The 13,645-nt window shown below is 63.3% G+C and carries 14 protein-coding genes; 5 read left to right on the forward strand and 9 right to left on the reverse strand.

Annotated elements, in window-relative coordinates; translation table 11 throughout:
- Window positions 1–25: 25 nt before the first annotated feature.
- Window positions 26–1,126, reverse strand: a complete 1,101-nt coding sequence (locus tag JOD47_RS02140; protein WP_204531497.1) for an alkene reductase — start codon at window positions 1,124–1,126, stop codon at window positions 26–28.
- An 83-nt stretch (window positions 1,127–1,209) separates the two neighbouring features.
- Here JOD47_RS02140 and JOD47_RS02145 point away from each other — a divergent pair, with 83 nt between their 5' ends.
- Window positions 1,210–1,566 carry a MerR family transcriptional regulator gene (locus JOD47_RS02145; RefSeq protein WP_204531498.1) on the forward strand — a complete coding sequence of 119 codons (357 nt, stop codon included), beginning with the start codon at window positions 1,210–1,212 and terminating at the stop codon, window positions 1,564–1,566.
- A gap of 133 nt (window positions 1,567–1,699) precedes the next feature.
- Window positions 1,700–2,602: an alcohol dehydrogenase catalytic domain-containing protein gene (locus JOD47_RS02150; protein ID WP_204531499.1), complete on the forward strand. Its 903-nt coding sequence runs from the start codon at window positions 1,700–1,702 to the stop codon at window positions 2,600–2,602.
- Window positions 2,603–2,700: 98 nt separating this feature from the next.
- Here the strand turns inward: JOD47_RS02150 and ychF are convergent, their stop codons facing one another.
- Window positions 2,701–3,786, reverse strand: a complete 1,086-nt coding sequence (gene ychF / locus JOD47_RS02155) for a redox-regulated ATPase YchF (RefSeq protein ID WP_204531500.1) — start codon at window positions 3,784–3,786, stop codon at window positions 2,701–2,703.
- A gap of 97 nt (window positions 3,787–3,883) precedes the next feature.
- Here ychF and JOD47_RS02160 point away from each other — a divergent pair, with 97 nt between their 5' ends.
- A complete protein-coding gene (locus JOD47_RS02160; RefSeq protein WP_204531501.1) occupies window positions 3,884–5,140 on the forward strand; it encodes a DNA recombination protein RmuC in 1,257 nt (418 codons plus the stop codon).
- A gap of 23 nt (window positions 5,141–5,163) precedes the next feature.
- On the opposite strand, the gene JOD47_RS02165 is transcribed toward JOD47_RS02160, so the two are convergent.
- Window positions 5,164–6,249, reverse strand: coding sequence for a 4-hydroxy-3-methylbut-2-enyl diphosphate reductase (locus JOD47_RS02165; RefSeq protein ID WP_204531503.1), 1,086 nt, complete (start codon window positions 6,247–6,249; stop codon window positions 5,164–5,166).
- A gap of 98 nt (window positions 6,250–6,347) precedes the next feature.
- Window positions 6,348–7,190 carry a hypothetical protein gene (locus JOD47_RS02170; protein ID WP_204531504.1) on the reverse strand — a complete coding sequence of 281 codons (843 nt, stop codon included), beginning with the start codon at window positions 7,188–7,190 and terminating at the stop codon, window positions 6,348–6,350.
- A gap of 257 nt (window positions 7,191–7,447) precedes the next feature.
- On the opposite strand from JOD47_RS02170, the gene xseA reads away from it, so the two are divergent.
- Both xseA and JOD47_RS02180 read left to right on the forward strand, forming a co-directional pair.
- Window positions 7,448–8,776 carry an exodeoxyribonuclease VII large subunit gene (gene xseA / locus JOD47_RS02175; RefSeq protein WP_204531505.1) on the forward strand — a complete coding sequence of 443 codons (1,329 nt, stop codon included), beginning with the start codon at window positions 7,448–7,450 and terminating at the stop codon, window positions 8,774–8,776.
- Window positions 8,773–9,027, forward strand: a complete 255-nt coding sequence (locus JOD47_RS02180; RefSeq protein ID WP_204531506.1) for an exodeoxyribonuclease VII small subunit — start codon at window positions 8,773–8,775, stop codon at window positions 9,025–9,027. Before xseA ends, JOD47_RS02180 begins: the two co-directional genes overlap by 4 nt.
- Window positions 9,028–9,029: 2 nt before the next feature.
- Here JOD47_RS02180 and JOD47_RS02185 read toward each other — a convergent pair whose 3' ends face one another.
- From JOD47_RS02185 to JOD47_RS02205, 5 genes are all read right to left on the reverse strand, one after another.
- A complete protein-coding gene (locus JOD47_RS02185; protein ID WP_204531507.1) occupies window positions 9,030–9,884 on the reverse strand; it encodes a PPK2 family polyphosphate kinase in 855 nt (284 codons plus the stop codon).
- A 37-nt stretch (window positions 9,885–9,921) separates the two neighbouring features.
- Complete coding sequence (locus JOD47_RS02190) at window positions 9,922–11,139, reverse strand: pyridoxal phosphate-dependent aminotransferase (RefSeq protein ID WP_204531508.1); 1,218 nt, start codon at window positions 11,137–11,139, stop codon at window positions 9,922–9,924.
- 78 nt (window positions 11,140–11,217) lie between these two features.
- Window positions 11,218–12,189, reverse strand: coding sequence for an ABC transporter substrate-binding protein (locus JOD47_RS02195; RefSeq protein WP_204531510.1), 972 nt, complete (start codon window positions 12,187–12,189; stop codon window positions 11,218–11,220).
- Complete coding sequence (locus JOD47_RS02200) at window positions 12,186–12,935, reverse strand: ABC transporter permease (protein ID WP_239547978.1); 750 nt, start codon at window positions 12,933–12,935, stop codon at window positions 12,186–12,188. The genes JOD47_RS02195 and JOD47_RS02200 overlap by 4 nt, the downstream gene beginning before the upstream one ends.
- Window positions 12,935–13,645, reverse strand: coding sequence for an ABC transporter permease (locus JOD47_RS02205; RefSeq protein ID WP_204531512.1), 711 nt, complete (start codon window positions 13,643–13,645; stop codon window positions 12,935–12,937). The genes JOD47_RS02200 and JOD47_RS02205 overlap by 1 nt, the downstream gene beginning before the upstream one ends.

Here is a 13,645-nt window from a genome sequence, read left to right on the forward strand (position 1 = left end):
AGGATGGACGTTGGCGGAAGCGCACTCACCCCTGCGATGTCATCAAAGCGGATTGTTCGTGAGAGAAGGGCTGGTAGGTGATATAGCCCTCGTCGCCGCCCTTGTAATAACTTTCAGTATCGGCCACGGCGAGAGGATGGTCCGCGCGCAGGCGTTCGACAAGGTCGGGATTGGCCAGGAAGGCCCGCCCGAACGAGATCAGATCAGCGCCCTCATGTAGCCAACGGTCAGCATCCTCGCCTGTCGAAGGAACTGCACTGCCGGGCTTCGACGGATTGACGATGAGAGTGCCCTCCCATGCCCGGCGCAGACCGCGGATCACGTCTTCATCCGGACTTGCTGCCACGTGGAGATAGGCCAGCCCGAGTGGGGCCAGTTCGTCTAGCAGCGCCCCGTACAACTCGGCAATGTCCGACTCGCTTACGTCCCAGATGCCCGCGCCCGGCGATACGCGCAGGCCAACGCGGTCCGCGCCGATTGCATCGGCCGTCGCGGTGACGGCTTCCACCGCGAAGCGGATGCGGCCGGTGACCGTTCCGCCGTAGCGATCGGTGCGGAGATTGGCATTGCTCGACAGGAACTGCCCGATCAGATAACCGTTTGCGCCATGAATTTCCACGCCGTCGAAACCTGCCTCCATAGCCCCCTGCGCCGCCGTCGCGTGCAACTCCGCCACACCGCGCACTTCGCTGGTTGCCAGAGCGCGTGGCACGGGTGCCGGCTGCGGGCCGGAGGGGGTGAAGACATAGGCGTCACGGGCTGCAACCGCCGAGGGCGCCACAGCCTGGTGGCCGGTGGTGTCGGGGTGACTGATTCTGCCGGCGTGCATGATCTGGGCAAAGATCCGGCCGCCGTTGACGTGTACGGCTGATGTGACCTGCCTCCAGGAATCGATCTGCGCCGCGTTGTACAAGCCCGGGCTCAGTGGATTCGACTGTCCTTCGGGGCTGGGGTGGATGCCCTCCGTGATGATCAGTCCCGCGGTCGCCCGCTGCGCGTAGTAGGTTGCCATGGATGCCGTGGCAAGGGCCTCCACGTCGGAGCGTATTCGCGTCATGGGAGACATGACGATCCGGTTCGGGAGGCGCAGTCCACCGAGGGGCACGGTGTCGAAAAGAGAAGTCATATAATGAGACTAGAACCTGACGCTAACGTCAGGTGCAAATCTAACGCGGCGCTGAATGAAGACGCCATGCGAAGGGAGCGTCAATGCGGATCGGTGAACTGGCTCGGCAGTCTGGAGTGAGTGTGCGGGCGCTGCGGTACTACGAGGAGCAGGGACTGCTGGTGAGCACGCGCACCTCCGGCGGCCAGCGCGAGTTCGAAAGCAGCACCGTGGACCGCGTCAGATTTTTCCAGACCCTGTATGCGGCGGGACTGAGCAGCCGCCGCATCGCGGAGCTGCTGCCGTGCATCGACACAGGCGGCACCACCAAGGAACAGCAAGCGATGCTGCAGGCCGAACGCGAGGCGCTGGCGCATCGCATCTCAAAACTGCACGAGGCGCGTGAACGGCTCGATGACCTCATCACCGCCTCGAACGCCCGCTCCCTCGAGGCTGTCTAACCTCAGGGCTGCCCGTTCGGCTGCCTGTCGCCCTGCGCAGCGTCCACCCTCCACTTGCACCTGACGTTAGCGTCAGGTTCTAGGCTGGCACTGCTGCAGGGAAACGCCCTGCACGGGAAGTCAAGGAGACCCCATGCGGGCTGCGCGCTATCACGAGTACGGGAACCCGGACGTGATGATCATCGAGGAAACCACCGAACCCCACGCCACAACGGGTTCCGTCCGAATCAAGGTGCAGGCGGTGAGCGTCAATCCGATCGATTATCTGCTTCGTTCTGGCGTTATGCAGGAGGTGCTTCCCACCGGGCTGCCTGCAATACCTGGACGCGATGCCGTTGGAGTCATCGACGAGGTCGGAGAGGGAGTCTCGAACGCACGTGTCGGGGACCTCGTTTTCGGACTTGGGGGCGTGAGTGATACCACTGCGGAGTTCGCGGCGCTCACGGCCTGGAGCAAGGTTCCTTCCAACTGGTCGGTGGAACAGGCGGCCGCCGCGGGGCTCGCCTCCGCCACGGCTGCAGGGGTGCTCAACGCGCTCGGGGACCTGTCAGGTAAGACGTTCCTCATCGAGGGCGCATCAGGTGCCGTGGGAAGCGCTGCAGCGGCCTTCGCGTTGGCCGCCGGTGCCCGCGTGATTGGCACGGCACGGCAGGAGAACCACGAATACCTCGACAAGCTCGGAGTAGCAGCGACCACGTACGGCCCGGGGCTCGCCTACCGTGTCAAAGCGCTGGCTCCGGAGGGGATCCATGCCGCCCTGCATTCGGCGCCGTCGGCGTCACTGCCGGACCTGGTGGACATCGTCGGAGACACCTCCCGGGTCATCACCGTCATCGACGCAGAGGGAGCCGCACGTCTGGGCCTCCGCAAAGTGGACGCCGTCAACGACTCCTCCCTTCTCGACCACGCCGCCTACCTCGGCCGGCTTGGACTGTATAGCCCGCGAGTCGACCACGTGCTGCCCCTCGGCTCCATTCGGGAAGCGCACGAGCTCTCCGCGGGCGGCGCCGGCAAGATCGTTGTCACACTGACCTGACATCGATTGCTTGCATCCGGGTGGCGCTGACCGACAGCGTGGTCCTCGCTCCGCAGGCCTGGGAGCAGACCGAGGTGACCATTGACGGAGGCGGCGGACTACACGTTGAAGCGGAACTCCACCACGTCGCCGTCGACCATGACGTATTCCTTGCCTTCGATACGGACCTTGCCGCGGGACTTGGCTTCCGCCATGGATCCCGCTGCCACCAGGTCATCGAAGGAGACCACTTCGGCCTTGATGAATCCGCGCTGGAAGTCCGAGTGGATGACTCCGGCGGCCTCGGGAGCGGTAGCGCCCTTGCGGATGGTCCACGCGCGCGCTTCCTTGGGACCGGCCGTGAGGTAGGTCTGCAGCCCGAGGGTATGGAAGCCGACGCGGGCAAGCTGGTCCAGACCGGATTCATCCTGGCCGTTCATCTCCAGCATCTCCCGCGCTTCCTCAGGATCCAGCTCGACCAGATCCGCTTCAAGCTTGGCATCGAGGAAAATGCTGTCCGCAGGTTCAACCAGTGCACGCAGCTCCTTCTGACGCTCGACGCTGCCCAGAACGGCATCATCGGCATTAAAAACGTAGATGAACGGCTTGGCCGTGAGCAGGCTCAGCTCCCGCAGATGCTCCATCTCGAGCTTGTCGCTTGCAACCGAAGAGAAGATGGTGTCACCCCGCTCCAGGACGCCCTGCGCTGCCTGCATCGCAGCCAGCTGCGCAGCCTCGCGCTTCTTGATCTTCACTTCCTTCTCAACGCGCGGGATTGCCTTCTCCAATGTCTGGAGATCCGCGAGGATGAGTTCGGTGTTGATCGTCTCCATGTCGGACACCGGGTTCACGGCGCCATCCACGTGCACCACGTCCGGGTCGTCGAAAACGCGCACTACCTGCGCAATGGCTTCTGCTTCGCGGATGTTCGCGAGGAACTGGTTGCCGAGGCCTTCACCCTCGGAGGCTCCCTTGACGATGCCTGCAATATCCACGAATGAGACCGCGGCCGGCAGCACGCGCTGGGAGCTGAACAGTTCGGCCAGCTGTCCGAGACGCGGATCCGGAAGACTGACAACACCGACGTTGGGCTCGATCGTGGCGAACGGATAGTTCGCGGCCAGGACAGTATTCCTGGTGAGAGCGTTGAAGAGAGTTGATTTGCCGACGTTGGGCAGTCCGACGATGCCAATAGTAAGAGCCACGGGAAAACAGTCTACCGTCGTCAACGCAGCCTCGGCACGGGAGCCCGGCAGATTCCCTCTTCCCGAAATTGTCGGAGGCACCTGCCATGGTGGAGGAATGGACGGAAACACACTTCTCCTCGTAGTTCTCACCGCAGTGCTGGGGCTGGTCGCCGGTGCGGGTATCGCCGTCGTGCTGTTGCGCCCGGCCCTCGCCGGGCTGCGAAATGACATGGACGACGCCGGTACCCGTCTTGGCGCGGAGGTGTCTGCCCGTGCCGCTGCAGAAGCGGAAAACCGGATCCTGCACGCACAGAACCGGCAGCTTCTTGAACAGTCCGGCCAGGACCAGTCGGTCCTGCGTGCCATTGCGCCGCTGGCCGACAAGCTCGGGCAGGTGCAGGCGCATGTGGGTCATCTGGAGCGGGAGCGCGCGCACCAGTTCGGTCAGCTCGCCCAGCAGTTGCAGGAGGCGCAGCTGTCGGATTCGAAGCTGCTGTCCACGACCCACTCCTTGGCGTCCGCGCTGCGCAGCACCACGGCGCGCGGACATTGGGGTGAAGTGCAGCTGAGGCGCATCGTGGAAGCCGCGGGCATGCTCGCCCGGGTGGACTTCTCCGAGCAGGCCACCCTCACCGTCGCCTCCCGGGAGGGATCATCCAACCTCGTCCGCCCCGACATGGTCATCCAACTGCCGGGCAACAAGCAGATCGTCGTCGATTCGAAGGTCCCGCTGGACGCCTATCTGGAAGCCCAATCCCAACCGGCCGGCACGGACCAGGAGCGCAGCGGTTCAGCGGAATCGCGCCGCAGCGAGCTCCTCAGCCAGCACGTCAAGGCAGTTCGCTCCCATGTGGATGCGCTTGCACGGAAAAAGTACTGGGAGGGAACCGACAACTCCCCCGACCTGGTGGTGTGCTTCATTCCACTCGAGTCGGTGCTGTCCAGCGCGCTGCAAACGGATCCGGCATTGCTGGACTACGCCTTCGCGCGGAACGTGGTGCTGGCCTCCCCCGTGACACTGCTTGCGATTCTGAAGGGCGTGGCGTTCAGCTGGCGTCAGGACGTCCTCACGGAGAACGCCAAGGAGTTGTATGACCTCTCGAGGGAGCTGTATGAGCGGCTGGGCACCATGGGTTCGCACATCACCCGCCTTGGCAGTTCACTCAAGAGCTCAGTCGAGAAGTACAACTCGTTCGTGGGCACGCTGGAGTCCCGTGTGCTTCCCACCGCGCGCCGGATTCACACGTTCGAGACGGACGGGAATGCCCCAGGGCTGACCACCAAGCCGGTGGAGACCACTCCCCGTCTGTTGAGCGCGCCGGAACTCATCGACACGGAATCGGGGGGCGGGCCGGCGGAGAAAACGGCGTAACCCGCGGCCTCCCCGAAGACGCGTCAGGAAGTGGGGCGCTGCCCCCGGCCGCCGAGTCCGCTCGATGGGTCTCCCATGGCCTTCAGCGCTGCCCGTATCTCCTTGGGCAACGAGAAGATGATGTCCTCTTCAGCAGTGACCACTTCTTCGACGTCCGCGTAACCATAATCGGCGAGCAACCGAAGGACGTCCTGCACCAGATTCTCGGGCACGGAAGCGCCTGACGTCACTCCAACCGTGGAGACTCCTTCGAACCAGGATTCATCCACTTCATTGGCGAAGTCCACGCGGTGTGAAGCCTTGGCTCCGTACTCAAGTGCCACCTCGACCAGCCGCACGGAGTTGGAGGAGTTTGCCGAGCCCACCACGATGACGAGGTCTGCGTCCGGCGCAATTTTCTTGATCGCTGCCTGTCGGTTCGACGTGGCGTAACAGATGTCGTCGCTGGGAGGATCCTGAAGCGTTGGAATCCGCTTCTTCAGCAGCGCCACCGTCTCCATGGTCTCGTCCACGCTGAGCGTGGTCTGAGAGAGCCAAATCACCTTGCTGGGGTCGCGGACGGTCACGCTGTCCACGTCTTCAGGTCCGTTCACGATCTGGATATGTTCGGGTGCCTCGCCTGCGGTTCCCTCGACCTCTTCATGCCCGTCGTGACCGATCAGCAGGATGTCGAAGTCATCCCGCGCGAAGCGCACGGCCTCGCGGTGGACCTTGGTGACCAACGGGCAGGTTGCGTCGATGGTCCGGAGGTTGCGCTCTTCCGCCGACCGGATCACCGCGGGTGATACACCGTGTGCTGAAAACACAACCAGAGCTCCTTCCGGAACCTCGTCGTTCTCCTCAACGAAGATGGCACCCTTCTCCTCCAGCGTGGACACCACGTGAAGGTTATGGACGATCTGCTTCCGGACATACACCGGTGGCCCGTAGTGTGCCAGCGCCTTCTCGACGGCGATGACGGCGCGGTCCACTCCCGCGCAGTATCCGCGCGGTGCCGCAAGGAGTACCTTGCGTGGTCCGGCAACCGGCGCAGCGGCATGGACTTCTTCCGGGGAGCGACGGTTACGGGGCACCATGGGCATGGGTACCGATACAGCTGTGGAGGACATGTCTCCATGCTAACGGCCCACACGTGTCCGTCCGGCAGAGCATGCGTGCTGTCCGCTCAGAGCCAAGCGGCTCGGTGAGCACGGTGCGAGCTGCGGTGCTAGCGGCGCGACCCGCTGAGCAGCCGGCCAACGAAGCCCGCGACCATCAGCAGGATCCCCGCTGCCAACGCTGCGAGGCACCATTCCTGGAAGCCACCTGCTGCGCGCTCGGCAAGCGCGTCCCTGAAAACGTCAGCCACCGTATTCTCATCAGCAACCTGGTTCAGCAGGCTGGGCGCAAAGCCGGCGCCGAGCCACAGCGCGGCGCCAACAAGCAGGACTCCCAGTCCAAGGAGAGCGAGTGTGGTGCTGCGACGGCGAGCGAGTGCAAGGGCTAGGACGGCTCCAACACCAGCCGCTATGGCCAGCGCGGGCCAGAGCCCGGCAGCCACTTCTGCCCTCTCCACGACATCAAACTGATCCGCACCGCCGATATGAACGAGAGTCTGCTCGGGTGCCGGTACGTCGACTCCGAACTGGTTGCCGAGCTGCGCTGTCACCAGCCCCACGAGCGGTGCGACGTCGAGGGTGAACATCGCTGACCCACCGGTGTCTGCCGAAGGTTGCCCCTGCCCTCCGAAGGTGCGGGTGTGTGAGCGCCGCAGTGTGTCCTGCCAGGCCCGATCAAAGTCCGGTAACTGCGCAATGCCTTGCGCGACGTCCCTCACCACTGGCTCAACGGCATCCGCTACTTCAGGAGGCACCTCGACACTGGCTGTTGCCTCCTCGGCAAGCGCCGCGGCGAGCGTCCCCGTAAATTCGGCATCGTCGGCCAGTGGCGCGGCGAGTTGCACGAACCCGTCTTCGGCGACGACATTGGCAGCGAGCCAGGCACTGGGCAACGCCACCACACCGAGCACCAGGGCAAACAGGACAAAGAAGGCCGATCCGGCTGTTCTCATGAGCTCCCGTTCCGTTGATTGACGATCATACGATTATGCCTGCGTCCGCCCTGGATGCAGTTGCTCCGTGGGGCCGGCGGCCGGGGACTCTCCTCCTGCACATGGCTACTGCGGGTGCAGCCGATGTCAGGAGCACCTGATAAACATTAACCAACGGCACGGCGTCTGCCTGCCCCTCCATGCGGCGCGAGGGTGGCGGATGACGATTGCCGGAAGATCCAGAAGGCGGGTTTCGACTTGGGAGGATGCGGTATTTGATGAACCACGACGGCGCGCCGGTAGGCACCGTGGTCACAGCTGACTCCTCCGTGCCAGCGGATCCAACAACCCTTCCCGAGACGGCGGGTGAGACCTCGGCTGATCACCCCTGGCCGCTCCATGTGCTCTCCGAAAAGCTGAAAGCCCACATTGAGCGTGCCCCCGCCGCCTGGGTCGAAGGGCAGGTTATCGAACTCAACAAACGGGGTTCCATGTGCTTCGTCACGCTCCGTGATGTTGACGCTGAAATTTCCCTGTCGCTCACTGTGTGGGGCACAGTTCTGGATCGGCTGACCATGCCGCTGGAGCGTGGCTCCCGGGTTGTAGCCAGGCTCAAAGCGGACTTCTGGGTGAAGACGGGCCGCCTGTCCATGCAGGCGTGGGACATTCGGCCGGTCGGTCTGGGCGATCTGCTTGCGCGGATTGAACGGCTCCGCCAGGCTCTTTCGGCCGAAGGACTCTTCGCAGCACACCGGAAGCGTGCACTGCCGGCTCTCCCCCACCGGATCGGTCTCATCACCGGACGCGATTCCGATGCCGAAAAAGACGTTCTCAAGAATGCGCGCCTGCGCTGGCCTGCAGTGGAGTTTGAAATACGCGAGGTCGCTGTCCAGGGCGTGAACGCCGTCTCGCAGATTCGTTCGGCGCTGGTGGAGCTTGACCGGATGCCGGAGGTCGATGTCATCATCATCGCCCGTGGCGGCGGGTCCTTGGAGGATCTTTTGGCGTTCAGCAATGAGGACCTGGTCCGGGCCGTCTCAGCGGCCACCACCCCCATTGTCAGCGCTATCGGTCATGAAGCCGATCATCCGCTGCTGGACGATGTGGCAGATGTTCGGGCGTCAACGCCAACAGATGCGGCAAAACGCGTTGTCCCCGATGTCAACGAGGAACTGCAGCGCATCCGCCAGGCGCGGACACAGCTTTCGCGCTGCGTGGACCAGCTGATGTCCCGTGAGACTGAGCGGCTGGTGCATTTACGCTCCCGCCCTGTGCTGGCCCAACCCTCCGGAATGGTGAGTGTCCGCCATGATGATCTTGTACGGCTTCGTGACCGCAGCACCATGGCGATCGAAAGCGCAGTGGCACGCGAAGCAGACCGCGTTTCCCACCTTCGCGCCCACGTGAGGTCGCTTTCCCCGCAGAACACCCTGGACCGGGGCTACGCAGTGGTGCAGAACGAGGACGGCGAAGTGGTCCGGACCCCCGGTCAGGCACCGCTGGATTCCCTGCTCGCAATCAGGGTGGCCGGCGGACGCATCAGTGCCCGCTCTGAAACTCCGAATGAGCCCGCCATCGAATCTCCCACAAGCGAGGACCAGAAATGACCGAATCTCCCGCGAAAGCTGCAGAAACACCCGCCGACGTGTCCCAGCTGAGCTATGAAGAAGCCCGTGAGCAACTGGTGAAGGTGGTCAGCCAACTCGAGGCGGGCGGAGTGAGCCTCGAACAGTCCCTTGCGTTATGGGAACGCGGCGAGGCTCTCGCCGACCACTGCGAACAATGGCTTGAAGGTGCGCGCAAGCGGCTCGCTGCGGCACGCGATCAAACCGATGCACCTGGTGCAGCCAAGGGCTGACGTCACGTAGCGGCCAGCTTTGCTTTCTCAGCGGCAACGTCGAAGGTGGCTTTCGGCCAACTGAGCTGCATCCCTGCAAGCGCATCAGTCAGCAACTGTTGGACGGCAATCCGGGCATACCACTTCCGGTCAGCCGGCACGACAAACCAGGGCGCGTCCGGCCTGCTGGTCCGTTCAATGGCAATCTGGTAGGCGTGCTGGTACTCATCCCAGAGTGCCCGCTCGGCCAGATCCCCCGGGTTGTACTTCCAGTGCTTGTCCTTGCGTTCCAGCCGCTCTGCCATGCGTTCCTTCTGCTCGTCCTTGCTCAGGTGCAGCATCACCTTGATGACCCGGGTGCCGGAATCCACCAGACCCGCCTCGAACTCACGGATCTCGCTATACCGCCCTTCAAGGACCTCCGGCTTGGCAAGCTTGCGCACCCGGTGGATCAGGACATCCTCATAGTGGGACCGGTCGAAAACACCGATCATTCCCGGACCGGGAAGCTCCTTTCGGATCCGCCATAGGAAGTGGTGCCTCTTCTCCGTCGGCGTGGGCGCCTTGAAGGCATGGTGTTCCACACCCTGCGGGTCCACTGCCCCCACCACATGCCGGACAATACCGCCCTTGCCCGCGGTGTCCATGGCCTGCAGAATCAGCAAGACGGAAATCGAGCTGCCGAACCGGCTCTCGGCGAACAGCCTCTCCTGCAGTTCGGACAGGCCCTTCTTGCCGGCTTCGAGACGCGCCTTCCCTGCCTGCTTATCGCCGTCGAAACCCGGTGTTGAGTGAGGATCGATCTGGGCGAGATCCACGTCCGGCCCCGCGAGCAGGGCCTGGGTGGGGGACACACTGAAATCGGGAACAACGTGCATGGAACCTCCTCGTTGAGGCGCCCGCCGGGCGCACGGATCAGGGCTTGTATGTACTGAGGAACTCCGCCAGCCGACCGATCGCGTCTTCGATGTCTTCGACACTCGGCAGGGTGACCATCCGGAAGTGATCCGGATTGATCCAGTTGAACGCGGTTCCGTGCGAGATCAGGATTTTCTGCTGTTTCAGCAGGTCCAGTGCGAACTGCTCGTCGCTCTTGATCGGATAGACCTCGGGATCAAGCCGCGGGAACAGATACAGGGCGCCCTGTGCCAATTCGCAGGAAACACCAGGAATCGCGTTGAGCAGCTCGTGTGCCTTGTCCCGCTGCTGGCGAAGACGGCCGCCCGGCAGAATCAGGTCATTGATGCTCTGGTATCCGCCAAGGGCAGTCTGGATAGCGTGCTGAGCGGGCACGTTGGCGCACAGCCGCATGTTAGCGAGCAGGTTAATGCCCTCGATGTAGTCGGCAGCGCGATGCTTCGGTCCCGAAATGGCCATCCAGCCGCTCCGGAAACCGGCGATGCGGTAGGCCTTGGACAGACCGCTGAAGGTCAGGCACAGGACGTCGTCGCCGGTGACGGACGCAGCGTTCACATGCACGGCGTCGTCATACAGGATCTTCTCGTAGATCTCGTCGGCAAAGATGATGAGGTCATGACGCCGCGCAAGGTCAACGATCTGCTTGATCACTGAACGGGGGTAGACAGCGCCGGTGGGATTGTTCGGGTTGATCAGAACAATCCCCCTGGTCTGCGGGGTAATCTTCGACTCGATGTCCTCGACGTCGGGCCACCACGAGTTGCTTTCGTCGCAGAGGTAGTGAACGGCTGTTCCGCCCGCGAGGCTGACAGAAGCGGTCCACAGCGGATAGTCCGGCGTTGGCACCAGCACTTCATCGCCGTTGTTCAACAGGGCTTGCAAAGAGAGCGTGATGAGTTCGCTGACTCCGTTGCCCAGATAGACGTCATCCACATCGATGTTCTGGATCCCGCGGCCCTGGTAGTACTGGACCACTGCCGTCCGGGCGGAGAAGATTCCGCGGGAATCGCTGTAGCCCTGCGCATTGGGCAGGTGGCGGATCATGTCGACGAGGATCGCGTCCGGCGCTTCGAACCCGAAGGGTGCGGGATTGCCGATGTTCAGCTTGAGGATGCGGTGGCCTTCCGCCTCCATGTACTTGGCGTGCTCAAGCAGCGGCCCCCGAATGTCATAGAGGACGTTGTGCAGCTTGTTGGATTGCTTGAAATCGGCCATTAACACAGAATGCCATAGCCCGGGCCTGCCCCACCGCATTGTGATGAAGGCAACTGGGGCATGCCCGGGCGAACGGCGTTACTCGCCGGCCAGACCCTTTTCCTCGAGCCAGTCAGCGGCAGCGTCTGCGGGGTTGCGCTTTTCGTCGCCGCTTACCTCGCGGTTGAGGTCGATGAGATCCTCAGTGGTGAGCATGCTGGAGACTTCATTCAGGACCGACTGCGCTTCCTCGCCGACCGTGTCCAGGTTCACCAGGGGCAGCACCTGCTGGGCGATGAAGTTGTTGGCCGGGTCTTCCAACACCACAAGATCGTTGTCGGCAATTGACGGCGTCGTGGTGTAGATGTCCGCAACCTGGACCGTGTCATTCAGCAGCGCTTCCAGCGTCACTGCACCGCCGCCGTCGTTGATTGCTTCGAAGGACTCCGGCACACAGCCGTAGTTCTCCTCCAGGCCCGGCAACCCGTAAGCGCGTTCGGAGAAGGTGCTCGGCGCACCGATCACCAACTCGTCGCAGACCTCGGCCATGTCTTCTATCGACGTCAGACCGTATTCCTCAGCCGTTGCAGCGGTGACAACCATGGCGTCCTTGTTCTCAGCTTCAGACGCCTCCAGGATCCCGAGATTCATATCGGGAGACTCGGCTTCCAAGGCGTCGGGCAGCGCTCCAACGATGTCCTCCGCGGACTCCGCGGTGGCTTCAGCGTCCAGGAAGAGGAGCAGGTTGCCGCTGTAGTCGGGGATGATGTCAACGGATCCGTCGACGAGCGCCTGGTAGTAGATCTCACGCGATCCGATGTTGAGCTGGGTGTCAGCCTCGATGCCCGCGGCGTTGAGCGCGCCTGCGTAGACCTCGGCGATGATCTGGCTCTCGGGGAAATCAGCGGAGCCGACGGTCAACGGACCGCTGCTGCCCTCTGCGCCTTCGCTCTCCGTTCCGCCCTGGGGATCCGAATTGGCCCCGCAGGCAGTCATGGCAAGCGCCGCGGTGAGCCCTGCGGTCAGCCCGAGCAGGCTGCGGCGGAAGCCGCGCGTGGATGATTTGATCATGGTGTTCCTCCTTGTGAACTGACGTGGACTTCCTGCCCACTGGTCTTTGACGATTCCGCCGGTACGCGGGAAGTCCGCAGGCCCGGCGAGACAGCAAATCGTTGAAGCAGTGCCATGACGCTGTCTACCGCAATGGCGACGACGGCGATCACCACGGCACCACCGAAAAGGCGCCCGTTGTCCCGCAGTTGGGTGCCTTCGATCAGGAAGACTCCCAGCCCTCCCAGATTGATGAAGGCGACGACGGCGGCCGTCGCCACCACCTGAAGGACTGCTGCGCGGAAGCCGCCAAGAATCACCTGCAGCCCGTTGGGAATCTCCACCCGGAACAGCACCTGCGCTTCGTTCATCCCCATGCTTCGGGCGGCGTCCACGACTGCGGGGTTCACGGATGAGATTCCTGCGTAGACGCCCGCGAGGATGGGCGGGACGGCCAGGAGCACGAGGGCCCAGATCGGCGGCATCAGTCCAAGGCCTGCCAGCAGCACGAACAGGATGAGCACGCCCAGCGTGGGAAGGGCGCGCAGGATTCCGACACCGGACACGATGATGATGCGGCCCTTTCCCGTGTGCCCCACGAGGAGTCCGACCGGCACCGCAATGGCAGCCGCGATAAGGATGGTGAGCGCTGTGTACCCCAGGTGCTCGATGATCCGGACCGGAATTCCACCGAGTCCGCTCCAGTTCGGCCCGAACGTGAGCCACTCGAACATCTGGACCAGCAGGTTGCTGCTTGAGTAATCCATCAGACGCCCCCCGCATTCGGGACGTCAGTCGACAGCGCGCGCACCGGATCGGTCTGGTCCGGGGCAGCGGTGACCTTCGCCGCGCGCGACCAGGGTGTGAGCAGCCGTTCGAGTAGCACCAGCATCAGGTCCATGACGAGGGCAAGGACGAGCGTCACGATGATCCCGATCACGATCACGGTGGGGAAGGACCTGAACAGACCGTCGGTGAACAGGGTGCCGAGGCTCGGAATACCGATCAGCGCGCCTACGGAGACCAGCGAAATGTTGGTCACCGAGATCACCCGAAGGCCCGCGAACAGCACGGGGATGGATAGCGGCAGGTCCACGGTCAGGAAACGGCGCAGCGGGGTGAAGCCCATCGCTACCGCTGCCTGGCGGACGCCGTCGTCAATGGAATTCAGCGCGTCCAAAGTTGACCGGACCAGCAGCGCCACCGCGTAGATGGTCAGCGCGACGATGACGTTGATCATGTCTAGGACCTGCGTTCCGAGAATGAGCGGAAGCAGCACGAACATGGCAAGCGAGGGCACCGTGTACAGCAGTGCCGACGTCGTGAGGATTACTCCCCCGAGCGGCTTGCTGAGTCGTGCCGCCTGCGCGACCGGAACCGCAATGATGACGCCGAGGACCAGGGGAAGAATCGCCTGCACAAGGTGGTATCCCGTGAGCTCCGCGATGTAGGAGAAGTTGTCGATGAACCACTGCAT

This window comes from Arthrobacter tumbae (assembly GCF_016907495.1).
Taxonomy (GTDB): Bacteria; Actinomycetota; Actinomycetes; order Actinomycetales; family Micrococcaceae; genus Arthrobacter_D; species Arthrobacter_D tumbae.